Raw genomic sequence first — 24977 nt, 5'->3', positions numbered from 1 at the left:
CATGAAGTATTTGGGATTAGTTCTCCTCACGTTTGCAGTGCTGTTCGTTTCGGGATGTTTCGCCCCTCCGCACCGCTCTGTCGGCATGCCCGAAAACCCGACCCCGCTCGATTCACTCGCGCAGGTTGTCTTTGTGAATGCAGCCATTGTTCCGCTGTTGCCTCCCGAATTCAAGTATCTTGGGACTGTTCAGACAGAGGCGGATGTGGGCTGCTCTGATGCGGGAACCGTCGGATTCCTTCGCGAAGAGGCGAGGCGCGTAGGCGCAAACATCGTCTACGTCAAGAATGCGCAGACGAATACAGCCTTCCTTTACACGCAGTACATGACCACGACTTATCACTGCTTGACTCTGCATGTTGACTTGTTGTACGCCGAGGCTCCGCTGATTACCAGGTGGCAGGAGCAGATCAAGGCGGCCGAGGAAAAGGAAAAGAAGGAGCGGAAGTGATGATGCGTAAGTTTAAGTTTCTATTTGTTGTTGCGCTTTTGACGGCTCCCTTCGCCTTCTCGGGCGAGTTCGATGACTTTGAAAAATCGCTGATGCGGAACTCTGAACCTTCCGGTTCTACAGATTCCGCTTCTTCTGTGTCCTCGACGGATGCATTCGAGCAGTCGCTGGTTGCAGAACCCGGCACGGAAATGGAGAAAATCTACCAGTTGCGCGAATCGCTTCTCGAGGCCGCTAAGCAGCGCGATACGGCGCAGGTTTCAAGCGGTATCGCGGAACTGGATGCCCAGAAAACCGAGGACATGGTCCCGTTGGTCGATGTCGAGGTGATAGTCTTGCTTATCCGCCAAAAGATGTGGCCGCAGTTGCTTCAGTACGAAGTGAAGAGGTACAAGAACTTCTACAATGACCTGGTGAATGAAAATGCGCGCTATGCCGAAAATGACGGCCTGATGCTGTATATCAAGAAGGAAATCTCCAAGTTCGATTCTACGACATCGCTGCTAGCGCAGGTGGAAAAAGACATAGACAATTCCAGTTCCCTTTCCGAAAGCGATAAGTTTGAACTCAAGATTCTCCTGCTCTTGAACGATGCCTACCGCGATGATAAGGTAAACGAACGGATTGCAAGGCTCTCGCAAATGTTCCTCAACAAGTATCCAGACCATCCCGATGCGAAATGGATAGAGAATAGCGTTGCCGGTCCCTATTTCCGTAATGATTTCGGTACCCTCTGGGACAAGGACAGGCAGGAACACCGCGAAGAAAACATCGCGAGGAACTTCTATACCGGCGGGCTCGGTTTCAACGTGTTCTTCATTTCGGGTGGTCTTGCCTTCGGGATGGACGAACTGTACCGTTCCGACCTGTTCGAGCCGGAACCTCCGGGAATATACCTCGAACTCTACCTGCAAATCAAGCGTTTCGCGATTTCCTTCGAGCTCCTGCCTTCCGGCATGGAAGGGGTAGCGTCGTACTCGCTTGGCTTGGGCTTTGTTGCTTATGACAGCCGTTTCTTGAAGGTGCGCCCCTACATTGGTCTGGGAATGCCCGCAATGATTCTTGAAGCGAAGCAAGATGGCTATCTTGCAAGGCCGGATGGGGAAAGGGAGTATTTTAATGAGGGCAGCAACGATATGTATGCCGAAAGTTTCGGATTTACCTTGGCCGCGAATGTCGATTTCAAGTTCCTCACGACTTATCTGTTCTCCTCTAACTCGAAATTCTTCAGCATGACGCTGACGGGCAAGTTCGGTATTACGTATATGGAATTCGATGACACGCTCGTCAACGGCTCCGGTGTAACGCCCTTCTTTGCACTAGGCCTCGGGATTCTCCTATGGTAAAGATTGCAACATTTTTTTTCGCCGCGTTCCTGTTGCTCGGTTTTTCTGTGCCTATGGCACAGGATTCCTCGCCGAAGCCTTCCAAGAAGGAACTTTTCCTGCGTGCGCGCGACGTGCTCAAGACTTCGCTAGAATCGGGCGATACTGCCCGCGCGGGGCAGGCGCTGGATTACCTCAAGACGAATGTGGAAGAAGGCGCGCCACTGACGCGTTTCGAGGAATACCTTGCCTCTATGGAAGTGGGGAGGTTCGAACAGGGTATTGAACTTTATGCGGATATGAGGCGCACCATTCTTGATTCGGCTTTCAAGCCAAACTGGCAGAGCCGGGCTAGCGAGGATGACCCGCTGTCGCGCTACTTGTACAGGAACCTTTCTCCGTTCGATTCCACCAAGGCGGATTCGCTCCATGCGCGCGTCGTTCCCTCGGAAAGCCTTTCCGATGAATACAAGGACCTGTACCGCACCCTGCTTTACTCGGAGCTTATAATCAATAAGGTTCCGGTCACGGTTTATGGCGTGTCGTTTACGGTTACAACGCTATACGATACCACGAACGTGGAACATTTCCTGACGTGCGCCCGGGACTTTGTGGGCAAGTATCCGCAGTCCACGTACTCGAGAATCTTTAAGGAACTGACAATCCCGTTTGTCGAAAAGATTATGCAGCCTTACCGCGATTTCTACAGGGATCCGTTCAAGCACAAGTACTATACGGGCGGCCTGGGCGTGTTTGTGGGCCAGTGGCTCGGGTTCATGACGGGCGATGCCACGGATTATTTTCACTCCGAGATGGGTTCTAGCTTTATCGGTGAAATTAGTCTCCAGTTTGGCCGAGTATCCCTGAACGGGTTACTCAGTTATGGACTTATAAACAAGCCTGTGGGCGAATCGCATATTTATGTTGCGGGTGGCGGCGAGGACGAGACTGTGGGTGTTACGCTCGGGTATACCGTCTTTGATTCCAGGTGGCTGAAGGCGGAACCCTTTGCGGGTGTGGGCAATTACAATTTCATGTGGTCGGATGCCGATATTTCGACGGTGTTGATGCTGGGTGTCAATGCGGATGTGCGCCTGTTTGCGACCAAGCCCAAGCGCCTTGGCGGGATATCGTTCGCCCTCATCGCGCGATTCAAGTACATGATGCAGTTCGGCTACTTTACCGAATCGTCGAGCTCGGGCTATTACGATTACGACCTGGAAGAATACGTCGATACTTCCGTAGATATCGATGCTAGCTTCATGACTCACCAGTTCTCGCTTTCGCTCGGCCTGTACCTCTGGTAACTGCGCGTAAAAATTGCAAACGAAAAGCCCTCTCAAGTGAGAGGGCTTTTTCGCGGGATAGACGAGGCTTGAACTCGCAACCTCCGGCGTGACAGGCCGGTGCTCTAACCAAAATTGAGCTACCACCCCAAATCGTTTCCGATTCTCGGTAGTGGGCGATAACGGATTCGAACCGCTGACATTCTGCTTGTAAGGCAGACGCTCTGAACCAACTGAGCTAATCGCCCGGAAATTTAATCCTGCTTGTCCTGCTTCTTGCCGCCGAAGAGGATTCCTACGGGAATCACGACCAGGTAGGCAAACACCAGGATAAGGGGTGCAACCGTGAGGCTGACCGGATTATCTGCCGGGCCGGTGGCGAGGCAAAGGAATCCGATTGCGAGCAGTAAAACGCCGATTGCGATAAGAATGAGATTCTTTTTGTTCAACATTTACTACGTTCCTTAGGTTACGTGCCAAATATAAAAATATCTCGCATCTTGTCAACCAAAAACGCCTTTTTTTAGCAAAAAAGGGAGGGTCGAGCCCTCCCTAGTCTCAATATTCCTCGGCGGGTGCGTTGTATTCCTCGGCGCTTGGTTCGTAACCGGGTCTGTCCCATGCGCTGCCTTGCGACTTGTAGGGCGAAGTGTTCCAGTCGTTGCCACCCGTCTCGCGCACCGTCCGGCTCACCATCTCGCTGCTGTAGTCGATAGGGATATACACGTTGTCGGGGTATGCCTGGTAAACGAACAGCGTGGTAAAGTACGAAACAAAACCCCACATGACAGACGCCGTAGTTATCTCGCGCTTTATCGTGGTGCGTCCGACGACCGTATTGCCCTTGACCGCCTTCAGTTCCATGGTGTGCGGCGCTCCGCGCTGGCCAATCTTGCAGTCCTGGCTACTTTCGCAGATGAGTTCGTCGTCGCCATAAATCTTGTAGTCTTTGCCGTCGGTTGTCCTAATCGTCGTGCGGCTAAAGTAACACCCGCTCAGCATGAGTGCGAACGCGAGCAAGCCCAGGAGGACTATGTTGCGTTTTGTGTTCACTAGAAACCGTAGCCTAACTTGAGGTTGAACATGAAGCCCTGGAAGAGTTTATCGGACTTGGTGGGGAGATCGTTGTCGTACCAGTCGTAGTCTTTCCACTGCTCGTAGGTAACAGTGCCTTTCGGTTCTGCCAGCTTGAAGAAGTTGACAAAGTACTTGACTTCGGCCAGGAGTATGATACTGCTTGCGCGGTTGAGCATCACGCCGCCACCAATAAATGCTCCGATGCCGCTCTTGTCATCGACATAGGTATTGTATTCCGTCTCTTTCGTGGTCTTGTATCCTTGAATATCATAGTCGTAATATTCGCGTTCGGCGACATAGGACACTTCAGTCTCGTAATCGACGGCAGAGAAGCTGAGTCCGCCACCGATATAGGGGGCAATGAACTTACGGCCGAATGCGTAGTAGGCCGAAATGCCAAAATCTGCATAGGAATAGCGGGAGTCGCTGCTCATACCCCACAGGTTGCAGTCAATCCCGAAGAGGATACTCTGCGTATCGTAAATGCCGAACAGGTTCAGGCCTGGGGCCAATTCGATTTCGGGGGCAAGCGGGACCATTCCGCCGATGCCGATACCGAAGTAGGAATTCACTTTCTTGCGCTTGGGGGCCTTGACCTCGTTTTCTGTTATGTTGTATATATCCTGGTCGTTGGTCGCCTTTTCGTCTGTGCCGATGGTGCGGGCCACGCGCTGGATAATCGGGTCAAAGTCATCGGGGTTTGCTGCCTTGAGGCGGTCCTGCCATACGGGGGTGTCGCTATCCGTGCCGTAGAGCTTGAAGGATAGAATCACGTTGTCGCCCAGGCGGGTAAATTCCGCGATGAGGTATTTGCTGCAGCCTTTTTCTACCGCCTTGTTCTTTACGGTTTCCTGTTTCTCGAGCACAACGCTATCGGCGGCTGTGCCCTCAACAAGAATAAACCTGCCATCGTCTTCGATGTAGGTTTTCATGAGTTTCTGCGCGGCGATGCCGTAGTCGCTGTGAATGTTGGTGGTACCGACCGGAGCCATGTAGACTTTCTCTGCCGCGAAAGTGGCGACAGAAAAGGCGGTAAAAATTGCGAGTAAGGTCTTGGAAATGTTGTTCATAATTTTCTCCTTTATCCCTATGTCGCTAAATATATAAAAATTCAAAACGAAAAAAGCATTTCCTTGACGAAATGCTTTTTTTGAATATCTTTCGGCAATTTTTCGGCGATTATGCGACGAAATTCCCGATAAAGTGTTATTTCTTTTTCTTCTTGGTTTCGAGCCACTCGTCGAAGGTAATGGAGCGGTCGAGTACACCGTTCGGCGTGAGTTCGAGCACGCGGTTCGCGACCGTTTGCACGAATTCGTGGTCCTGGGAGCAGAAGATGATGGGGCCCTGGAATGCGGTGAGGCCGTTGTTGAGGGCGGTAATCGCTTCGAGGTCCAGGTGTGCGGTGGGTTCATCGAGGAGCAAGCAGTTCGCGTTGCTGAGCATCATGCGGCTGAGCATGCAGCGCACCTTTTCGCCACCGCTGAGCACGTTCGCGCTCTTGAGGGCTTCTTCGCCGGTAAAGAGCATGCGGCCGAGGAACCCGCGGATGAACGTTTCGTCCTGTTCCTTGCTGTACTGGCGCAGCCAATCCACGAGGGAGAGGTCGCAACCGAAATAGGCGTCGTTGTTCTTGGGAAAGTAACTGTAGCTGATGGTGTTGCCCCACTTGAGCACGCCGTCGGGTGCCTTCGTCTCTCCGGCGATGAGCTGGAAGAAAGCCGTCTTTAGCGTATCGTATTCGCCGACGAGGGCGACCTTGTCGCCTCCGCCCAGGCTGAAGTCGAGCCCCTTGCAGATGATTCCGTCGCCGCCGTCGATGGTCGCGTTCTTGACTTCTAGCACAATCTTGCCCGGTTCGCGATCCATCTTGAAGTTGACCCACGGGAACTTGCGGCTCGATGCCGGCATTTCTTCGACGGTCATCTTGTCGAGGAGCTTCTTGCGGCTGGTGGCCTGTTTGGCCTTGGCTGCGTTAGAGGCGAAGCGGCGGATGAACGCCTTCAATTCTTCAATCTTTTCTTCGGCGCGGCGGTTCTGGTCCTTGCGCTGTTTCTGGGCGAGCTGGCTTGCTGCGTACCAGAATTCGTAGTTACCGCCGTAGAGGTTAATCTTGCCGTAGTCGATATCGCAGGTGTGCGTGCAGACCGCATTGAGGAAGTGACGGTCGTGGCTCACCACGATGACGATGTTTTCGAAGCGTTCGAGGTAGTCTTCGAGCCAGCCGACGGTTTCCAAATCCAAGTGGTTCGTCGGTTCGTCGAGCAGGAGGATGTCGGGGTTGCCGAACAGCGCCTGGGCGAGGAGCACGCGCACCTTGAGGCCGGCGTCCAAGTCGGCCATGAGGCTGTAGTGGAATTCCTCGGGGATGCCGAGGCCCTTCAGGAGCACTGCCGCGCTGGAATCGGCCTCGTAACCGCCGATTTCGCCAAAGCGCGTCTCGATTTCCATGGCCTGCATGCCCTGTTCTTCCGTCATTTCGGGGAGCGCATAGAGTTCGTCGCGCTTCTTGCCCAGCTCGTAGAGTTCGGGGTAACCCATCATGACGGTTTCGAGAACGGTGTTCTGTTCGTAGGCGAAGTGGTCCTGCTTGAGGACGGCGATGCGTTCGCCCGGGTCCTTGGTGACCTCGCCGGTATTGGGCTCGAGTTCGCCCGAAAGAATCTTGAGGAATGTTGACTTTCCGGCGCCGTTCGCACCGATGACTCCGTAGCAGTTGCCGCGCTTGAACGAGAGGTTCACCTCCTTGAAGAGGACGCGGCTACCGTATTGAAGACTGACATTAGAAACGTTTAACATAGATATAGGTTGTTAGTCATTAGTCAATGGTCAATAGTATTTAGCTAGGCGCCTTTGGCGCGATTCTTTTTCTAATAACTAATGACTAGTGACCAATGACCTTTGTTTTGTTGTTTATGCTTGATTTGCTTTTTCTAGTTCGCGGGCGTTGATGATGAGCATCTGCAGGCGGTTCTCGATGTTCGCGAAACTGGTGTCCGGGTCGTAGTCGAGCGAAAGGATCTGCACGTGCGGGCAACGTTCCTTCACGGCCTTGGTGAGGCCGCGGCCACTGATGTGGTTTGCAAGGCAGGCGAACGGCTGCAAGATGATGTAGCTGTTCACGCCGTGCTGCGCGTTGTACAGGATTTCGCCCGGGATAAGCCACCCTTCGCCGGTGTTGTATGTCGGGTCGATGATGTCTGTGACGTAGTCCTTGAGTTCGTAGCAGTCTGCGTGGTGTTCGTAGAGCTTGAACTTGTGCATGGACTTGCGGGCGGTTTCTACGGCATGCGTGTAGACCTTCGCCGTCACGCCGCCTTCCACGCGGTCCATGAGCGGGTTCGCCGAGAATCCGCGTTTGATTTTTTCGCTACGTACGACTTCGTCGACGCGGAAGAAGTCCGTCATGCCCGGGAGGTAGACTTCCATCCCGTTGTTCATGAGGTATTCTTCCACGAACCCGTTTGCGCTCGGGTGGTAGTTCATGAGGATTTCACCGAGCACGGCCACGCGCGGCTTACGGATTCCGCGTTTGCGATCTTCGGTAATCTCGACACCATTGAACGCCTCGATGCACTGCTCGAAGACTTCGATGAGCTTGGAGGGGCGCACCAGCTGCGTGGTGGTGAGGTGACCTGCCACGGCGATAACCTTCGGCATCCACTCGTCGTAGACTTTCTGTGTGTCGCCCTTGTTGACTTCGTAGGGTCGCAGGGCTCGGTACATGGTCTCGATGGCATCCATCGTGACAAGGCCCCAAAGCATGTGGAGGCGGAAGTCGAGGCCCAGCTGGAAGCCCGGGTGCATGCCCTTGTAGTCCACACCGGTCGTGATGATGGTGACGTCCTTGAATCCGGCCTCGTCGAGGGCCTTGCGGGCGAGTACCGCGTACTGCACGGCACGGCAGTTCTCGCAGTTCTTCGCGAGGCACATCGAAACTTCGGTCTGCGGAACATTGGGGTGATTGACAAGCCACTTGAGGGCTTCGCCGATGTTCACCTGGCAGGGGAAGCAGATATCGTTGTGCACGAACTTCTTGCCGAGCTCGATGGCTTCCCTGTCGGCCACGGGCAGGTATTCGGCGATGTAGCCTTCGCGCTTCATGTACTCACTTGCAAGCACGGTAAATGCGGGGGAGAGGTTCGGCGTAAGGATACGGCGGCGCTGCTTGTCTTCGGCGACGAACGGAGTGTGGTATAGCGGTTCGTGGCTTTCGGGCTTGTCGGGGAGGTTTGCCGCACGGCGTGCCTTCACCGTCTCGATGAAGCTCTTGATGCGGATGCCCACCGGGCCGCGGGCGTCGCCCTCGTCGAGCTTGAGCATGAGCATTTCCTTGTTGGAATCAAGGTGCAGCATGCGCATCATTTCGTCGGTCAAAATTGAGTCGTGACCGCATCCGAAGCTCACGATTTGCGCGAGTTCGATGTTCGGGTCCTTCGCCGCAATCATGGTGGCGCCAATCATGCGCAAGTGGAAGGTGTTCTTGATTTCGATACGGGTGTGGCTCGGCACATCCTGGTCGTACACGCCCGGGAGCGATTCGGTGGTGAGCACCGGGATGCCCATGGCGGTAAAGTGGCTTGCGATGTTGTGGTTGATGAGCGTGTCCGCATGGTAGGGGCGGCCCGCAATCACCACGGCAAAACTGTTCTTCGCGCGTACGTCGTCGAGAATCTTCTGGCCTTCTTCCAAAAGGGTCGTGCGGTAGCTGTTGAGAGCCTTCTCGCCTTCGGTCACGGCCTTGTCCAGGAGTTTCTTGTCGAGCTTCCAGTGTTCGTGGAACCAGTCAATAGTCTGGCTTCTGCGGAGCTTGGTGTTGAACCAGTGGAAAATCGGCTGGTCCATGGGGACGCCGTAGTTCTTTTCGGGCTCGTCGGTGTTCTTGCACACGTTCGGGTAGGCCTGCACCACCGGGCAAACGGATGTTGCCGTGAACTTGGTGTGGTCGCTCGGAATGGCAACCATCATCGGGAAGAATATGCGGTCGACCTTCTTCTCGATAAGGCTGAGCACGTGGCCGTGCACGAGCTTTGCCGGGAAGCAAACCGTGTCAGAGGGCACGCTGTGGAGGCCCGCCTCGAACATCTTGTAGTCGCTCTGGCGGCTCACCACGACGGTGTAGCCGAGGCTCGTGAAGAACGCCTTCCAGAAGGGGAGGCTAGCCCAGAACTCGAGCACGCGCGGGATACCGATGGTCTTGCCCGTGTTCTCGACGAGCTTTGCCGGGGCGTAGTCTTTCACCAACAGCTGGTTCGTGCGCTTGATCATGTCGGGCACGGAGAGCATCTTCTTGTTGATTTCGGCGATGAGGGCCTTCGTCTTCGGATCGTTCGGGTCGGCCGTGACCTCGCCACGTTCGCAACGGTTGCCGGTCACGAAACTCTGGCCGTCGCTGAAGGTCACAATCGTGCGGGAGCAGTGGTTGGTGCAGTATTGGCAGAGCTGGCCCGGCTGGTTGTGCCAGCTGAAGGTCTTCATGGCCTCGAGGCCGATAAAGCTCGACTTGAGGTCCGGATTTTCCTTGCGCTTCTCTTCCATGAACTTGCGGGTGAGGAGCGCGATACCGATGGCGCCCATTTCGCCCGGACGTTCGGGACGGATGGGCTTGAGGCCGGTGTACTGCTCGAAGGCGCGGAGAACCGCGTTGTTCTTGAACGTACCGCCCTGCACCACGACCTTCTTGCCGAGGGTGTTCAGGTTACGGATACGGATAACCTTCGTAAACACGTTGTTGATGATGGAGCGGCAGATACCCGCGATGATGTCTTCGGGCTGCTTGCCGTCGCGCTGTTCCGTGATGATGGAACTGTTCATGAACACGGTACAGCGGGAACCGAGCTGCGAGGGGCTCTTTGCGTTGAACGCGAGTTCCGCAATCTTTTCCATCGGGATTCCGAGGCTGCGGGCATAGGTCTCGATAAAGGAACCGCAACCCGAGGAGCAGGCCTCGTTCAGGATGATGCCGGTGACGACACCGTCCTGCACGGAGATAGCCTTCATGTCCTGGCCGCCGATGTCGAGGATGAAGCTTACGTCGGGGCACAGGCGCTGGGCGGCGTTCGCGTGCGCGACCGTTTCCACGGTATGGTAGTCGGCATGGACGGCCTTTGCGAAGAGCTGTTCGCCGTAGCCGGTGGTGCCCACGCCCAAAATGTTGAGCTTGCAGCCGTATTCCTCGTAGCGGTCGGCGAGCTCGTTCATGGCGCGCTTCAGCACGGCGAGCGGTTCGCCATCGTTACTGGCGTAGAACCCGTCAATCACGTTGTCTTGCTCGTCCAGGAGCACGAACTTCGTGGTGGTGGAACCTGCGTCGATACCGAGGTAGGCGTTGATGGTCGAACCCGAGGCCGGCTGCGGGTAGTGGTTGTCGGCCATCTTGTGTTCCTCGAGGAACATCTTGTATTCGGCTTCGTTCTTGAAGAAGAGGTCGGCGGCGGCCTTCGCCTTGTTTTCGGCCTGGCGGACTTCGTTGAAGTGCACCAGGGCGTCGAGCGAGCCTTCCATGCGGTAATGGCATTCCTGGCCCGCGAACATGGAGCCGAGCGAGAGGGCTGCACCCATGGCGACGAGCACTTCGGAATGTTCCGGCACGATTGCCTGTTCGTCGCTAATGCCCAGACGTTCCTTGAATGCGCGTACGAGCGTCGGGTTGAACGTGAGCGGGCCACCCTCGAAAATCACGGGCGGCTTGATTTCCATGCCCTGGGCGAGGCCACCGATGGTCTGCTTCGCGATGGCGTGGAAGCTCGAAAGGGCGATGTCTTCCTTGGCGATGCCGTTGTTGAGCATCGGCTGGATGTCCGTCTTCGCGAACACGCCGCAACGGCCCGAAATCTCGTAGACCTTCTGGCCGCGCTTGGCAAAACCTTCGAAGGCCTCCGTCTTGATGCGGAGGAGTTCGGCCACCTGGTCGATAAATGCGCCGGTACCGCCCGCGCACACGCCGTTCATGCGCATGTCGCTTGCGATGAGCTTGCCGGTTGTCTTGTCCTTTTCGAAGAATACGACCTTCGCGTCCTGGCCGCCGAGTTCGATGGCGACGCGCGATTCGGGGTAGGTGGCACGCACGGCGAGGGCGTTTGCTACCACTTCTTGTACAAAGAAGGCGTGCGTGGCGTCGGCGAAGGGCTGGCCGCCGCTACCGCAGAAGGCTACCCTGAAATTCTTGTCCGGGAAGAGCCCGTGGGCTTCCCGCAGCACCTCGTAGACCTTTTTCGCCTGCATGGCGTTGTGGCGCTGGTATGTGTAATGCAAAAGCTTGTTGGTCTCGGGATCGACGACCGCAATCTTCACGGTGGTGGAACCTACGTCCACGCCGACCCACAAATCATTCTTCAAATTGCTCATAGTGGGCGTAAAGATAGAAAAATTGGGGTGGAGCTTATTGGCAAACGGGAACGTAAAATGCCCAAATTCGCAAAAAAAAGAGATTAAGCCATTTTTTTATTGACATCTGCACCGGCGATTGTTATTTTTTGATGAACAAACTAATAATCAGTTCATAAGGAGAACAAAATGAAAAAAATAGCCGTGCTCGCGATAGCGCTTGGCTTTACCTGTGTACCTTCGTTCGCCCAGTACGACGACGAGGATTATGGCGAGACCCCCGCTGCAACCGAAGACAACAGCTACTCGACAGAGGAATCCACCCAGGCTGAACCCGCCGAAGAAGCCGAGTCTGCCGCACCTGCCGCGGAAAAGTCTTCTGACGATACCGACTACCAGAAAATCCGTCTGGGCGGCCATATCGGCGTGGGCGTGGGCGGTCTTGGCGACCTTACTGCCGTTGGCGGCTATGTGGGCGGTTCCCTCCGTTACTATATCAACAAGCAGTTTGCTGTCGCACCCGAAGTGAACTTCATCTTCCGCTATTTCTATGAAACCTCCGAACGCTATCCCCTTGGCGGTGGATACGAATACGAATATGAACAGGGCATCTCGCAAATCCTCATGGATGTGCCCGTGCTCGCCCGTTACGAACCCCTTTCTTTCCTCTACGTGGAAGGCGGTCTCCGTCTCGCATTCTGCCTTGCCGACATGTTCTCGGCGCAGTACAACTACTATGATACCTACGACAACGAGGTCGACTACGCAAGCGATCTTGTCGCCGCCGATGACATTGAGACCAGCGGCGTTTATGTGTCGCTTGTTCTCGGTGCCGGTGCTCAGTTCCACCAGGGTGGTCACGACATGAACGTCGGTCTGCGCTTCATGTACGACTTCAACAGTGTAAGCGATGCTGTTGAAGACAAGCCGAGCGCCTGGAACATCCAGCTTTCGATGACCTACCTTCTCTAGTGTAGGCCCCGTTGAACGGCAAGACGACCCGGCTTCTAGCCGGGCTTCTTGTTTTTTTGCGGGCTTCTTTTTTTTATATTTCGCTCCGATGAACTACTTGGCACTAGATTACGGAGAACATCGCGTCGGGGTCGCTTTTGCCGATTCCGAGCTGCGCATGGCTTTTTCTCGCGAGACCATCGACCAGAAGACGACGAACTTGTTTGTAAGGCTCGATGAACTCGTGAAGGTGAACAAAATCGATGCGTTCGTGGTGGGGATGCCGTATCACCCCGATGGCCGTAAGGAAGGCAAGAACGTGGTGGTGGAAAAATTTGTCGAGGACCTGAAACTCCGTTTTCCGGGACTTCCTGTATACACGCAGGACGAATCGTACTCCAGCGTGCAGGCCCAGGAAAAGACGTCTTACTTCAGCAAGAAGAAAAAGCAAAAAAATAAGGCGGTAATTGATCAATTAGCCGCCGCGATAATTCTCCAGAGATGGTTGGACGAGAACGGTTAGGTATCGCCCTTCTTATTCTTTTGTGCCTGTTCCAGGTAGGCCATGAATTTCTTCTTGTCGGCCGCCTTCTGGATAGGGGAAAGCGTTTTTTCGTAATTCTTGAACAGTTCGGCCCAAAATTCAGACGGATCCTTGTAGAGAACCTTGAGTACGTTGTAGAGGTCAAAACTGATAGGGGTCTTCTCGCCCTTTTCCCACTTACCGATGGTAATGCGGGTAACACCAGAATGAAAACTTAGATATTCTTGAGTAAGGTTGAGTTCGTCTCTTCTGGCTTTAATAATCTTGGATAATTCTAGGTCAAATGCCTTTTCTGCATCGTTCTTCAGTTTCATGGTATGACGATTTAAAAAAAAATGGCAAGCCGTTGTGAAAACATAAGAGGTCGCGTTGTAACCATAAGTTGTCAAAATTATTTATTTCTGTGTACAGAAAATTACAAAAAATGTAAAACTCCTGCAACTCATTAGCGAAAAACGGCGTTTTCGGACGATAAAAAAAGTTTTATTCCGCTTTTTTTCTATTTTCCACCCCAAAAACAGGAGATTTTATGTCTATACAAGTGATGGTTAATGGTATTCCGGGCAATATGGGCCGTATTGTGGCTGAAACTTGCGTGGCCCGCGGCTTGGAACTTGTTCCGTATTCGTTGACGGGCGAGATTATCGTCGAAAACGAGGCAGAGGTGGCGGGGAAGACCATCCAGCTCTTGAAGCCGAGCAACCGCGAAGAACGCATCGGCGAAGTGCTTGCAAAGTACCCGAATGTCATTTGCATCGACTACACGCACCCGACGGCTGTAAACGACAACGCCGCATTCTACGTGAAGCACAAGATTCCCTTCGTGATGGGCACTACCGGCGGTGACCGCGAGGCGCTTGCAAAACTCGTGGCCGACGCGAACCACCCGAGCGTGATTGCCCCGAACATGGCCAAACAGATTGTCGCCTTCCAGATGATGATTGAATTTCTGGCGAAGGAATTCCCGACGGCGTTCAGCGGCTACAAGCTCTCCGTTGTGGAAAGCCACCAGAAGACGAAGGCCGACACGAGCGGTACGGCGAAGGCCGTTGTGGGAGATTTCCAGAAGATGGGATTCGATTTCTCCGTCGATGACATCGAGAAGGTTCGCAACGAAAAAGAACAGATGGAACGCATGCACGTGCCCGAGGAATACCTCGGCGGTCACGCCTTCCATACCTACTGCCTCGACAGCGCCGACGGTACGGTGCATTTCGAATTCCAGCACAACGTGTGCGGCCGTAAGATTTACGCCGAGGGCACTGTAGATGCCGTGAACTTCCTCGCCGAGCAGATTGCCGCCGGTACCGCCAAGCCCTTCAACATGATGGACGTTCTCCGTTCCGGAAAGATGCGTTAATTAATTATGAATTCGGATTTCGGAATTCGGAATTATTTAGTATGGCGGCTTTGCCGCAACCTTTTTAGGTCCGAGTTTCACATTCCGAACTCTGAATTCTGAACTCCGAATTAAAGATGCGCTCGTATATCCTCCGACGCTTGCTGCTCATGGTCCCGACGCTCATCGGGATTTCGCTGGTGTGCTTTATTCTCATCCAGCTGTTGCCGGGCGGCCCTGTGGAGGAAATGATTTCGCGCGCGCAGCAGGCTGCCGCCATGAAGGGCGGGGTAGATGCCTCGAAGGCGCTCTCGCCCGACCAGATAGCACAAATCCAAGCGTACTTCGGTTTTGACCAGCCCGCCTGGAAGCGCTACTTGACATGGCTCTGGAACGTGCTGCACCTGGACCTGGGTTCAAGCTACACTTACGGCCTCCCGGTATGGGACGTCATCGTGAGCCGTTTTCCGATATCGCTATTCTTCGGGATAACCTCGTTCTTCTTGAGTTATCTTGTATGTATTCCCCTCGGGCTCTGGAAGGCGGTGCATCACGGGAGCAAACTCGATTCCCTCAGTTCGGGTATCATTTTCTCGGGCTACGTGATGCCGGGCTATGCGCTGGGTATCCTTCTGATTATCTTCCTTGCGGGCGGGTCGTATCTCGATATTTTCCCGCTGGGTGGCCTCACGAGCGATGACTTCGAGGACTTCACTTTCTTCGGGAAAGTTGCGGACCTCGGGCACCACTTGATTCTTCCGATTTTCTGCTACATGATTAGCGAATTTGCGTTCCTGACCTTCCTCATGAAGAATTCTGCGCTCGAGGAACTGGGGAAGGACTACATGCGTACTGCGTTAGCGAAGGGCATGAGTTTTAGACAGGCGCTGGTGCGCCACGCGCTCCGTAACGCGCTCATTCCGATTGCCACCCGCCTTTCCGAAATCTGCACGCTTATGTTCGCCGGCGCACTCCTTATCGAGAAAGTCTTCGACATCGACGGTATGGGGCTCCTGTACTACAACTCCATGGTGAACCGCGACTACAACGTGGTCATGGGCATTATCTTCCTGAGCAGCCTCATGGCGATGGTGGGGCGCCTCTTTAGCGATATCCTGTACACGCTCGTGGACCCGCGCATCAAGTTCTCGTAAGGAGGGAAGGGAAATGAAAAAGATTGCAGGCGGTGTCTTTTTTCTTTTGTTGCTGTCTCTTGCGTTCTTGCAGGTGGGGTGTCCGACGCCGTATGGATACTGTGGTCTTTCAATAAGCGTAGATAATCCTCTGGACGTGGATTCTTTTGTCGTTGAGATTATGGCGGACGATTCTGTTATCGCCTCGATGGATCCTTTTGAAACGACTTATGAACATTACAAGATATGGGATGATAATTACGACGGGAAAAAATCAAGAACTATGTATTATTTTGATGGCTTTGGAGGACCTGCGTGGGAGAACACAAAAACGCGTGAGTATAAGGTGTCTGTCAAGGTCATGTGTGGAGATGAATGGTTCCCGTATGCAGAATACAGGGCGTCCGTTTCTCGGGGGCGTGATGTTTCTATTCACTTTTACCATCAAGATTTTGGTAAGCAATTGCCTATACTCAATACGAAATGTGGTGCACGGGGCTATTATCGTTTTATTTTCAATGATTATTCGGGTTGCGATGATGGCTGGACTAATCCTTCTGTGGGCGATTTTGGCGATAATCCAGAAAAATAAAGTTTTGAGTTAACTATATTACAGAATATGAGTAACGAATCCTTGCAAATTTCTCCTGTTATCAAAGACTATCTGCTTTCTCGCGGCTATTCCGAGAATTTTACCGTTTCCTCGATTGCGGGTGCGGGCTCGGGCCGCCAGTATTTCCGCATTTCTGAAGGTTCCAAGTCGTGCGTTTTGCAGGTCTGTGCCGAAGTGAATGATGACTTTAGGCATTTTGTGGATTATTCCAAGACCTTCCGCGATTTTGGCCTGCCGGTGACTCGCGTCTACTGCGTGGATGAAAGTTCGTGCCAGGTGCTGCAGGAGGACTTGGGCAAGCGTAACCTGCTGGACGAGGTTTCTCCGGTGAGCCCGGGTGTGCGTTCGGGCAACGAGCGCATTATCTACCCGACGGTCATCGACGCCCTTGTGAAGTGGCAGGAGGCGAGCCAGCCGATTTTCAGCAGCCACACGGAACTCTGGATTCGCCGGTTTGACTTTGCCGCCCTCAAGTGGGAAACGGACTACTTTACCGACAACTACCTGAAGGCGCATTGCGGGATCACCGAGATTCCGCAGAGCGTGATGAACTTCTACTCGCTTCTGGCGGTTTCTGTGGATGCTCAGCCCAAGGTGCTGATGCACCGCGACTTCCAGAGCCAGAATATCATGGTGCGCCCAAATTCCGAGATTGCCTTCGTGGATTTCCAGGGGGCACGTCGCGGGTCGGCATTCTACGATATCGCGAGCCTCCTGTGGGACCCGTACGTTTGCCTCCCTGTGCCGATGGTGAAGGATTTCTTCGAGTACTGGCGCATGCAGAACAAGCGCGTGCAGGCCTGCACGAAGGACGATGCATGGGAGAGTTTTATCCATGCGAGCCTCCAGCGCGTGATGCAGGCACTGGGCGCCTACTGCTTCCTGAGCAAGGTGAAAGGAATCAAGAAGTTCGAGCAGTACATTGAGCCGGGCAAGAAGCAGTTGCTCGCGCTCTTCGAAGAATTCAAGGTTATCGCGAAGGCGACTGAACCCGACGCAATCGAATTCATCAAGAAAACCCTGGTGTAGATGGTCCCTGACTACACGAAATTGTGCAATGCTCCGACGCCTTTTTCGAAGGCGCTCGGGCTTGCCTACGATGCACTTGTTCATTCGGCGAGTTTCGATGCGATGTCGGCATGGAACAGCCTTTCGGAACGCGTGAAGCAGGGAATCTATATGGGTGATGGCCTGTTGTTGCCGCACACGCGCATTGCGGGGCTAGAGCGCCCGCTGATGGCTTTCTGCGTGTGCCCCGCGGGCTTTACCCGGATAGAAATCCGCGGTGGAGAGAAGGCGCAGTTCATGTGCGTGTTGCTTTCGCCTGCGGAATCGGCGATGGCGCATACCCAGGCGATTGCGGGTGTCGCGAAGCTCATTCTGGACCCGGAATGGAAGGCTCGTGCGCTTGCCGCCCCTGACGATGCGGGCGTCAAGGCGCTTTTTTAGTTTGTTTGTCGCGGGGTTACCACTGCAACGTGCCGGTAGCGTAGGCGCGGAAACCTTCGTAGTCCCCGAAGAAGCGCGTGTAGCCGGCGCGGAAATCCATCCAGTCCCAGGGAGAGACGCTTAGACGTGCGCCGAATTCTTGATAACGCAGGGTAGAGGCGTCCGCGAGGAATTTCTTGTCCGTCGCGTCTTCGGGACCGTGGATGTCGGTTAGGTTCCCGCCGAAAGCGGTGTCCTTCGCGACCATGCCCGCAAGGAACGTCGCCTTGATGAACTTGTATGTAGCGGAGAGTTCGGTGTGCAGTTCCTGGCTGTTGGGGCCAAGTTCACTCCCGAGACTCTGCGCGTAGTTTGCATACGTGTAGCCGCCGCCCTTGTGGTGCGTGTACACCCACGGCTCGATGCGCGTGTATTCCGTGAAGAAATCCAGCTGGACGGGACCCGCGTAGATGCTGTCGCGGGCGATGCCTACGGTTGTTGCCCACTTGTTGCCCCACCAGCTGTCATCGAACATGCTCGTGGGCGTCTTCATGTCGTCCCACAGGAGTTCGCCGTAGAATTCCCAGTGCCTTATCGTCTTTACGCTCAGGTTGAACGCGAGCGAGATGTTGTCCTGGTCGCCCTGGATGTGTTCCTGGAAATTGTAGAGGATGAACGGGAGCACGTACGCCCACTCGAATTCGCGCCCCGTGCTATCGGCGTCGTGGTTCGGGTTCGTGCCCGCGGGTTCGGTTGTCGTCCCGTACAGCGATGTTTCGGATAGCCCGAGGGTAATGCGCGCCGGTAGCCTGATGTCGAGGTTGTGGAAATGGAAGTACTTGCCCGCGTTCTTCTTTTCGAAAAGCTTTGCGGCGTATTGTGTGTACGTGACCGGCCCGATTTCGAAGCGGTAACCGAAGTAGGGGAACGGGGCGGGATCGCTTATGCGGGCCGAGGAATCTTGCCACGGACGGTAGTTGTTTCTTTCGCCGCGGAGAATCACGTGGTTGTAGCGTGCCGGCCCGTATTCGATGAAGTCAAAACCGGCGAGTAGCGTGAGCGGCTTGAGCCTGTAGTCAATGCTTGCCGCGAACTGGTCCCAGGTGCGCTTGTTTTCGCTTTGCTTGTTGTAGGGGTAACCTTCGCTCGGGTTGTAGAAATGGTCGGCGATTTCCCTGTTCGTGTAGTCGGTGAATATCCTAGCCCTCGCGCGGAAGTTGAGTGCGGGGGTAAAGTGCCCGTCGAGGAACAGCCGCACCGACATGGAGTTGTCGTAGTGCGTGGGGGCGTTGTCGAGGTTCGTGATGACTGCGGAATCGACGAGCTGCCCGCGAATGTTCACGAGGAAATCGCGTGCCGTGTCTTGGAAGGCGATGTGCGTCACCTTGGGGTCGCCCGGATTTGCCGCACTTGCGATGGATGCGGCCGTGAAAAGCAATATGCCGAGAAGGGTTTTGTACTTACGCATAAAATCCTCCGTTCTTCTGTATGAACTTGCGGAAACTTTCTTCGGATGCGAGAATTTGCAGAATCTTTATGGCACGAAGCGGCTGTAACCTGAAAACGCGAATAGCGAGCGAGAGAAACAGCCCGACCTTGACCTGGAATTCGGGAAACATGTATTTGCGGGCAAAGAGGATGCGGTTCCTTATCATGAGGCAGTCGATGAAGAAGGGGACCTTGCCCTTGCCCTCTTCGCTGCCGGTAGAACTCCCGATATCGTGCCGTACGATGCTTCGGGTTGCCCATGCGATGTCGAACCCTGCGAGGCGCGCTCTGTAGCAGTAGTCGCTCTCTTCGAAATACAGGAAGTATTCTTCGGGAAGTTCTCCTGCCTTCCGCAGGCAGTCGGGCGATATCAGGAACGAGGAGCCTTCGACGTAGTTGAACCCGCGTTCTTCGGGCGATGCGGCCCGGCGTACCGTCGCGTAGTTCGAGTTGACGAACCCGACTCCGCCTGCGAAATTCCCCTGCATGTCTACGATCTGCGAGCCGGTTATGCCCGCGTGCGTGTTTACGGCGACATTGAGAAGTTCCTTGAGGGCATCCGGTTCGGGAAGCGTGTCGTTGTTCAATAGCCAGAGGAACCCTTCGAACTCGCTCTGTTTTGCGGCGCGGATGCCCTGGTTGCAGGCGGCGGCGAACCCGATATTGTTCTCGTTCCAGAAACATTCGATTTCGAATGATTCCGAGCGACCTTGCGGGAAGGCCTTCTTGAAGGTGCTGCGCGATTCTTCGGTCGAAGCGTTGTCGACAAGGTACACGCGTTCGGGCTTTACGCTCATGCGTGCGAGCGCGCGTATACAGGCGATGGTCTTTTCCATGTTCCTGTAGTTTACGAGGACTGTCCGTACCGGAAGGCTCATTTGCTTATACCTTCCTTGAAGGCTTTCAGGAATGCGTCGCCGTACTTGCGCTCCGGTTCAAGATGCGCGCTTTCTGCCCACTCGTTCCAGGCGTTCACGAACAGGAACTGGTTGCGTTCGGGGCGTTTGCGCACGATACTTGCGGCTTCGCTTACCCAGCGGGCGAAATCTTCCGGGTTGTCGTTCTGGATTACTGTCGCGGCCTTGCGCCTCGGGGAGTTGTCCCAGTTCGGGAAAACCGTCGGGTAGTGGTTCTGCCCCAGCGTGCCGTAAAGGGCGAGCGCATTGCGGGCGACATCGTTGTACTTGAGGCGCAGTACGGAATTGACCTGCGGAAGCCCCGCCTTCCTGGCAAGAGAGTTCCAGCAGCGCTGCAGGAAACGTACCCCCTTCCCGAACAGGGAACGGCGCGGGTATTCCGTGTTGTTGGGCTGGAAATCCACGATGTCTTCGATGCCGTAAGAATGCAGCGTGTTGTCGTCGACGTCGCAGGCGAAGTTCCTGACGGCGAAAACGCGCACTCCAGGAAAACCTTCGGAGCGGGCCGCCTCGTCTAATATTTGCACGAATCTTGCGGGGTCGTCCATCTTGCCCACGCGGTAGATGATGAATACCGGCTTGCCTTCCGATTTCAGGTAGCGGCTATCCTTGAAAATCTGCACGAGGTATTCTGCGTGTTTGCGGTCGTCCTCTTCGCTGTAGGCCTGCTGGATAAGGACTTCGCTCTCCTTGCCGTCCCAGGCGCGGGACCAGGTTTCATTTGCCCAGCAGAGGCAGAACGGCATGTCGCAGCCCTTGTCGTCGAGCATCTTGTTTAGCGGGGTCTCTAGCAGTTGTTTGCCGCCGAACCAGTAGTGGTAATAGCAGAACGCGTCGATGCCGGAACTTTTTGCAAGTTCGGCCTGTTCATGGCGGGTTTCGTCGCAGCGCAGGTCGTAGTACCCGAGCGCTCCCGGAACTTGCGGTTGCCTGTGCCCGCGGAACATCGGCCTTGCGGCGCTCACGTTGTGCCATTCGGTAAAGCCTGCACCCCACCAGAGGTTGTTCTCCGGTATCGGGTGGAATTGCGGCAGGTAGAAAGCGATAGTCTTCATTTGTCTTTTCCGAATAGCAGGTGGACTGCGGGTGCGCCCAGCATTGAAAATAGAACCTTTTTGAGCCTTCCGTCTTTTTGCGGGAACAGAAACTCTCTGTTGCGGGCAAGAAACTCTAGTGAGCAGGGGAGGAAGGGGTATTTTGCACGCTTTTTCCAGTAGAGGTGTAGTGCGCGGGCGAAGCGCTTTTCGTCGGGCGTGAGGCCGAGCGAATCGGACTTCTCGCAAATGAGGGCGCTCCACGCGATTTGCTTTTTGCAGGTCTCGTCGAAAGTGTAGCGGTTGCCTAGCCCGACGGCGTTGGAGTTGTGAAGCCTGTATTGTATGACAGGCGTATCGATGCAGGCGATGCCCCCGTTCTTTGCCGCAAGTAGCCCTATCCAGGCGTCATGAACGCCCACGGCCTCTGGAATGGGCAGAATCTTATCGAGAAGCGATGCGCGGAAAAGGGATAGGCACCCTGTCACGTTGTTCGTGCCCGCGATGCGCGTTTTGAACGGCTCGCTTGTCGCGATGTGGGCCACTTTCCGCCAGGAGGGGTAAATCAGCTTGCCTTCGCCGTCGATTACTTCGGCATCGCCCAGGATGAGCGATGGCTTGTTCGGGCTGTTCTCGATGGCGTTTTCGAGCAGGCGTAATTTCTGCGGAAGCCAGATGTCGTCCTGGTCGGCAAGCGCGATAAGGTCGTCGGGGGAAAGTTCCTTGCGTGCGATTTCGAGTGCCGTGGAGAATGCCGCCCGGTGGCCCGTGTTGTGCGGTAGAACCTCCAGGCGGATGGGCAGTTTGGAGGCGTAATTGCGCAATATTTCGGGAGTGGAATCGCTTGAACCGTCGTCGATGGCAAAGACGATGTCGGCCCTGCGCTCTTGCGAGACGAGGGAATCGAGCATCTGTGGGAGATACCGTGCGCCGTTGTATGTCGCGAGGACGATTGCGATTCTTGCCATATCGAGAATATAGCAATATGAGGCGCGAAAACATACTGGCGGTTGTTTTGCTTTGCAGGCAATGACAAAAAAAATCTATTTTTCGGGAATATGGCGCAGAAGCGCAAAATACTTTTTGTTTGTGACAAGAACGAACGCACGAGTTTTGGCCGTTTGACCATGAACTTGCTTGACGCCGTGCACGATTCGTTCGAAACGCATGTTCTCTGGCTTAAGACTCCGAAGTTTTTCGCAGGCGAGGCGGCAAGGATGTCTGCCTCGGAGCCGGTCCCGGATGCCCGTGGCTTCACGGCGCACGAAATTTGGGCGAAGTCGCTCTATACGGGATTTTTCGCCTTCCGGGCGCCATTGAAAAAGGCATTGCGAGAGATTGCTCCGGATATCGTGTTCTTTATTCGCCCCGAGCTTGGGTTCCTTGTGCCGGTCGCTAAGTCCGCATGCCCTTCGGCCCGCGAGGTAATGTTCGTGCACGATACGTTCGCCGAGACGCTTTACCCGCACAGCATAAAGTTCAAGCTTTTGAACATGTTCTTTGTACGCGGGACGCTCTGTGCGGACGGCTACGTTTACAATTCGAATTGGACGCGGGGCGAGGCGGCCAAGTATTTTGGCAAGAAGATGGCCGATGCGCCGGGGAAGGTGATTGGCTGCCCGATTGATTCAGCGTTGTTCAAGGCCCCGGAAACTCCCGCCTCTGCGGAAGAACGTGCCGCGTTCCGCCGTAAGAACGGTATGCGCAATTTTCAGGGTATGTGCCTGAATGTGAGCCTGGACGAGCCGCGCAAGAATATCGATACGTATTTCGAGATGGCGCGACTCCGGCCCGATGTAGCATTTGTGCGCGTGGGTAAGTTCTCGGAGCGCTTGCGCGCGATAGTGAACGAGAAGAAACTCTATAACGTGTTCCACTTCAATGAATTCAGCGCGCAGGAATTGCGGGAATTCTACCGCCACGCCGACCTGATGGTTTACCCGAGCTTTCTGGAAGGCTTCGGGCTTCCGCCTATCGAGGCGATAGCTTGCGGCACACCGGCGGTGTGCGCAAGGGCGTCGGCGGTCGCGGAGAACCTGGATGGAGTGTGCCCGCTGATAGCGCCCGCCGACGATGCGGAAGCCTATGCCCGCGTGCTGGACCGTGTACTTGCGGGCGAGAATGTCGTTAATGAAGATTCCGCCCGCAAGCTTCTCGAATACTGCTCCATGAAGGGCTTTGCGGAGCGTGTGCTCGAGTTCCTGGAAACTCCGGGTTTATAAGGCGAATTTAGAATCGCGTCTAGTACAGCTCCGCGATATCTTGCTTATTGAACTTGCTTAAAAGCGTAGCCTTGTCGCGCTTTTCGAAAAGTTCCTTGCGGTTTTTCCATATAAAGTAAAACGCCTTCGGGTTCCTTGCAAGGAAGCGGATGTTCTGTGGAATCCCGAACGCCTTCACGAGCGCGTAGGCGAGGTCGTTTTTCGCCTGCAGTTCTGCTTGCGGTTTCTCGGAGTTTTTGCCCGGGGTGCTTGCATTTTGCGTGTTTGCGACCAGGTACGGCACGGAGAACATTTTCCCGCCGGCGTGGAGCATGCGGAACGCATAGTCCGCCATCTGGACGCTCGGGGTTAGCGCGTCGTCGAGCCTGCCGGTGCGTTGCACTATCCGGCGCGAGAATGCGGCAATATACGGGTGCGGGGCTGCGACAAATCGCATTTTGGCGTTCTCGCAAAGCATGGAGAGCCCTGCCTTCTTGTCGAGCGCGTAGCCCGAAAGGAACTTGCCCGATTGCACGTCATGGATGCGCGGGGCGAACGCGTCGACCATCGGGTAACCCGCGATGCATTCGGCGAGGTCGTTCAGGAACTGCCTGTCAATCGCAATGGACCTGTGCACGAAAACTAGCCATTCCGCCTCGCTATTTTCGACATTCGAGTTCAGGTCGTTGCCGTAGAACCAACCGAGCGCCTTGTCGGTGAAAGGCGGCGTGAATGGTTCCGGACTATTTGCGGAATCATTTCCACCCCATACGAGAACGTCGAATTGGCGCATTAAAGACCTACGCGGAGCCCGATGCGGTGTTCAAACCCGAGCCCCTGTGCGAGGTACGAGAATGCGTAGTCTAGCGAGAACAGCTTGCTGTTGTAACCGAGGCCTGCGCTCAGCATGCGCGCGGTTTGTGCTTCGTCAGGGCGGCTATCGGCAGAAATGAGCTGCTTCATGTCGCGGGTGAGGTCGAGCCATGCACGCGTGAAGCCTGCGCGGATATAGAAACTCTGCCCGAGGGCGTATTCACCGGCCAGGTTCAGTTTTGGCTCTGCGTAGCGCGGGAAGTCACTTTCGGCCATGAGAGTGAGCCTTGGGACGATAACCGGTCTGTAGTAGCCCGCGATGCCGAAGGTTTGCGACATCGGGTAGAACGCCTCTTCTCCGTCGTCGACGTAGTCGCGTAGCAGGCATCCGAAGTCGCGCGCAAAGACGGCGAGTCCGAATATCTTGCTGGATGACTGCCACGAAATGCCCCAGTCGAAGGCTGCACCCCATGCAGTGCGGTCGGTTGCATCGTCGGCGAGGTGCTCGCTTGCGAATTTAGCCGTTACACCTACATGGATATGCTTCATCGGGAACGAAACGGTTGCCGTTGCCATCTGGCTTAGGGGGTTGTAGTCCTTGCCTGTTTCGTTGCCGTATTCGTCATAGCCCGTGAGCGAGCCGTAGTCGAGCCAGTTGTACGAAATCTGGTAAAGGAACCACTTGTAACTCGACGTGTACGATATGGAACCCTGGTTTTCTGCCATGTCGCCCGTTTGCCAGTGAATTTCGGCGATGCGCTTTGTCCCTTCCGGTAGTCGCAGTGCGGCCGGGTTCAGCTGCACGATGGTCGGGTCTGTTGAGGGGAGTGCCGATGCCGCTTTTTCGAGGGCGGCGTTACGCGGACTGTCGAAGGTGCTCAGGAAAGAGAACACTTCTTCGCCCTGGTCGTTCTGCGAAAAGTATGCGTTCGCGCCCGTCGGGAGTAGTAGGCTCCAGAAGGCGAGCAGTGCAACTTTTCTCTTTAAATCCATGCGCTAAATTTACAAAAAAAACAAAAATGAGACCTGTAACCTTTACAAAAATGCGATT

At 54.9% G+C, this 24977-nt stretch carries 23 protein-coding genes and 2 tRNA genes; 11 read left to right on the top strand and 14 right to left on the bottom strand.

Features of this window, described 5'->3' with window-relative positions:
• The first annotated feature begins 1 nt into the window (after position 1).
• Genes BUB22_RS11990 through BUB22_RS11980 form a run of 3 tightly spaced genes read left to right on the top strand, consistent with a single transcriptional unit; the run spans position 2 to position 3083 of the window.
• The gene (locus BUB22_RS11990) at positions 2–451 is read left to right on the top strand and encodes a hypothetical protein (protein ID WP_072810781.1); all 450 of its coding nucleotides are present in this window, start codon (positions 2–4) and stop codon (positions 449–451) included.
• A complete protein-coding gene (locus BUB22_RS11985) occupies positions 451–1797 on the top strand; it encodes a hypothetical protein (protein WP_073115319.1) in 1347 nt (448 codons plus the stop codon). Before BUB22_RS11990 ends, BUB22_RS11985 begins: the two co-directional genes overlap by 1 nt.
• On the top strand, positions 1791–3083 hold the full coding sequence (locus BUB22_RS11980; protein ID WP_073115318.1) for a hypothetical protein: 1293 nt from the start codon (positions 1791–1793) through the stop codon (positions 3081–3083). The genes BUB22_RS11985 and BUB22_RS11980 overlap by 7 nt, the downstream gene beginning before the upstream one ends.
• A 53-nt stretch (positions 3084–3136) precedes the next feature.
• On the opposite strand, the gene BUB22_RS11975 is transcribed toward BUB22_RS11980, so the two are convergent.
• The 7 genes from BUB22_RS11975 to BUB22_RS11945 form a co-directional block, all read right to left on the bottom strand.
• A tRNA-Asp gene (locus BUB22_RS11975) sits at positions 3137–3212 on the bottom strand.
• A 23-nt stretch (positions 3213–3235) separates the two neighbouring features.
• Positions 3236–3310: transfer RNA gene (locus tag BUB22_RS11970), tRNA-Val, on the bottom strand.
• Positions 3311–3316: 6 nt separating this feature from the next.
• Positions 3317–3514 (bottom strand): hypothetical protein, encoded by a 198-nt coding sequence (locus BUB22_RS11965; protein WP_072810774.1) that lies wholly within the window; start codon positions 3512–3514, stop codon positions 3317–3319.
• A gap of 106 nt (positions 3515–3620) precedes the next feature.
• The gene (locus BUB22_RS11960; RefSeq protein WP_139258982.1) at positions 3621–4115 is read right to left on the bottom strand and encodes a hypothetical protein; all 495 of its coding nucleotides are present in this window, start codon (positions 4113–4115) and stop codon (positions 3621–3623) included.
• The gene (locus BUB22_RS11955; protein ID WP_073115317.1) at positions 4115–5209 is read right to left on the bottom strand and encodes a hypothetical protein; all 1095 of its coding nucleotides are present in this window, start codon (positions 5207–5209) and stop codon (positions 4115–4117) included. Before BUB22_RS11955 ends, BUB22_RS11960 begins: the two co-directional genes overlap by 1 nt.
• 136 nt (positions 5210–5345) lie before the next feature.
• Positions 5346–6938, bottom strand: a complete 1593-nt coding sequence (locus BUB22_RS11950; RefSeq protein ID WP_073115316.1) for an ABC-F family ATP-binding cassette domain-containing protein — start codon at positions 6936–6938, stop codon at positions 5346–5348.
• Between the two features lie 114 nt (positions 6939–7052).
• Positions 7053–11486, bottom strand: coding sequence for an acyl-CoA dehydratase activase (locus BUB22_RS11945; protein ID WP_073115315.1), 4434 nt, complete (start codon positions 11484–11486; stop codon positions 7053–7055).
• A 168-nt stretch (positions 11487–11654) separates the two neighbouring features.
• Between BUB22_RS11945 and BUB22_RS11940 the strand changes: the two genes are divergently transcribed.
• Positions 11655–12437, top strand: coding sequence for an outer membrane beta-barrel protein (locus BUB22_RS11940; RefSeq protein WP_072810765.1), 783 nt, complete (start codon positions 11655–11657; stop codon positions 12435–12437).
• Between the two features lie 88 nt (positions 12438–12525).
• Positions 12526–12939 carry a Holliday junction resolvase RuvX gene (gene ruvX / locus BUB22_RS11935; protein ID WP_073115314.1) on the top strand — a complete coding sequence of 138 codons (414 nt, stop codon included), beginning with the start codon at positions 12526–12528 and terminating at the stop codon, positions 12937–12939.
• Here ruvX and BUB22_RS11930 read toward each other — a convergent pair.
• Positions 12936–13274: a helix-turn-helix domain-containing protein gene (locus tag BUB22_RS11930; RefSeq protein WP_072810760.1), complete on the bottom strand. Its 339-nt coding sequence runs from the start codon at positions 13272–13274 to the stop codon at positions 12936–12938. The two genes, ruvX and BUB22_RS11930, sit on opposite strands and share 4 nt — an antisense overlap.
• Positions 13275–13489: 215 nt before the next feature.
• On the opposite strand from BUB22_RS11930, the gene dapB reads away from it, so the two are divergent.
• The 5 genes from dapB to BUB22_RS11905 all read left to right on the top strand — a co-directional run bounded on the left by dapB (position 13490) and on the right by BUB22_RS11905 (position 17494).
• Positions 13490–14320, top strand: a complete 831-nt coding sequence (gene dapB / locus BUB22_RS11925) for a dihydrodipicolinate reductase (protein ID WP_073115313.1) — start codon at positions 13490–13492, stop codon at positions 14318–14320.
• Between the two features lie 116 nt (positions 14321–14436).
• A complete protein-coding gene (locus tag BUB22_RS11920) occupies positions 14437–15453 on the top strand; it encodes an ABC transporter permease subunit (RefSeq protein WP_073115312.1) in 1017 nt (338 codons plus the stop codon).
• 13 nt (positions 15454–15466) lie between these two features.
• A complete protein-coding gene (locus BUB22_RS11915) occupies positions 15467–16024 on the top strand; it encodes a hypothetical protein (protein WP_073115311.1) in 558 nt (185 codons plus the stop codon).
• Positions 16025–16051: 27 nt separating this feature from the next.
• Positions 16052–17074, top strand: a complete 1023-nt coding sequence (locus BUB22_RS11910) for an aminoglycoside phosphotransferase family protein (RefSeq protein WP_073115310.1) — start codon at positions 16052–16054, stop codon at positions 17072–17074.
• A complete protein-coding gene (locus BUB22_RS11905; protein ID WP_073115309.1) occupies positions 17075–17494 on the top strand; it encodes a PTS sugar transporter subunit IIA in 420 nt (139 codons plus the stop codon).
• 16 nt (positions 17495–17510) lie between these two features.
• Here the strand turns inward: BUB22_RS11905 and BUB22_RS11900 are convergent, their stop codons facing one another.
• Genes BUB22_RS11900 through BUB22_RS11885 form a run of 4 tightly spaced genes read right to left on the bottom strand, consistent with a single transcriptional unit; the run spans position 17511 to position 21880 of the window.
• The gene (locus BUB22_RS11900) at positions 17511–18941 is read right to left on the bottom strand and encodes a hypothetical protein (protein WP_073115308.1); all 1431 of its coding nucleotides are present in this window, start codon (positions 18939–18941) and stop codon (positions 17511–17513) included.
• On the bottom strand, positions 18934–19839 hold the full coding sequence (locus tag BUB22_RS11895) for a glycosyltransferase family 2 protein (RefSeq protein WP_073115307.1): 906 nt from the start codon (positions 19837–19839) through the stop codon (positions 18934–18936). The genes BUB22_RS11900 and BUB22_RS11895 overlap by 8 nt, the downstream gene beginning before the upstream one ends.
• Positions 19836–20933, bottom strand: a complete 1098-nt coding sequence (locus BUB22_RS11890) for a glycosyltransferase WbsX family protein (RefSeq protein WP_072810741.1) — start codon at positions 20931–20933, stop codon at positions 19836–19838. The genes BUB22_RS11895 and BUB22_RS11890 overlap by 4 nt, the downstream gene beginning before the upstream one ends.
• Positions 20930–21880 carry a glycosyltransferase gene (locus BUB22_RS11885; protein WP_073115306.1) on the bottom strand — a complete coding sequence of 317 codons (951 nt, stop codon included), beginning with the start codon at positions 21878–21880 and terminating at the stop codon, positions 20930–20932. The genes BUB22_RS11890 and BUB22_RS11885 overlap by 4 nt, the downstream gene beginning before the upstream one ends.
• A 90-nt stretch (positions 21881–21970) precedes the next feature.
• On the opposite strand from BUB22_RS11885, the gene BUB22_RS11880 reads away from it, so the two are divergent.
• A complete protein-coding gene (locus BUB22_RS11880) occupies positions 21971–23134 on the top strand; it encodes a glycosyltransferase (protein WP_073115305.1) in 1164 nt (387 codons plus the stop codon).
• Positions 23135–23153: 19 nt separating this feature from the next.
• Here BUB22_RS11880 and BUB22_RS11875 read toward each other — a convergent pair whose 3' ends face one another.
• Both BUB22_RS11875 and BUB22_RS11870 read right to left on the bottom strand, forming a co-directional pair.
• A complete protein-coding gene (locus tag BUB22_RS11875) occupies positions 23154–23906 on the bottom strand; it encodes a hypothetical protein (protein WP_073115304.1) in 753 nt (250 codons plus the stop codon).
• On the bottom strand, positions 23906–24919 hold the full coding sequence (locus tag BUB22_RS11870; RefSeq protein WP_073115303.1) for a PorV/PorQ family protein: 1014 nt from the start codon (positions 24917–24919) through the stop codon (positions 23906–23908). The genes BUB22_RS11875 and BUB22_RS11870 overlap by 1 nt, the downstream gene beginning before the upstream one ends.
• Between the last annotated feature and the right edge of the window lie 58 nt (positions 24920–24977).

It is taken from the genome of Fibrobacter sp. UWCM, assembly GCF_900129735.1.
Classification (GTDB): Bacteria; Fibrobacterota; Fibrobacteria; order Fibrobacterales; family Fibrobacteraceae; genus Fibrobacter.
The sequence above is the reverse complement of the archived record's forward strand: the minus strand, read 5'-3'. Positions and strand labels throughout refer to the sequence as shown.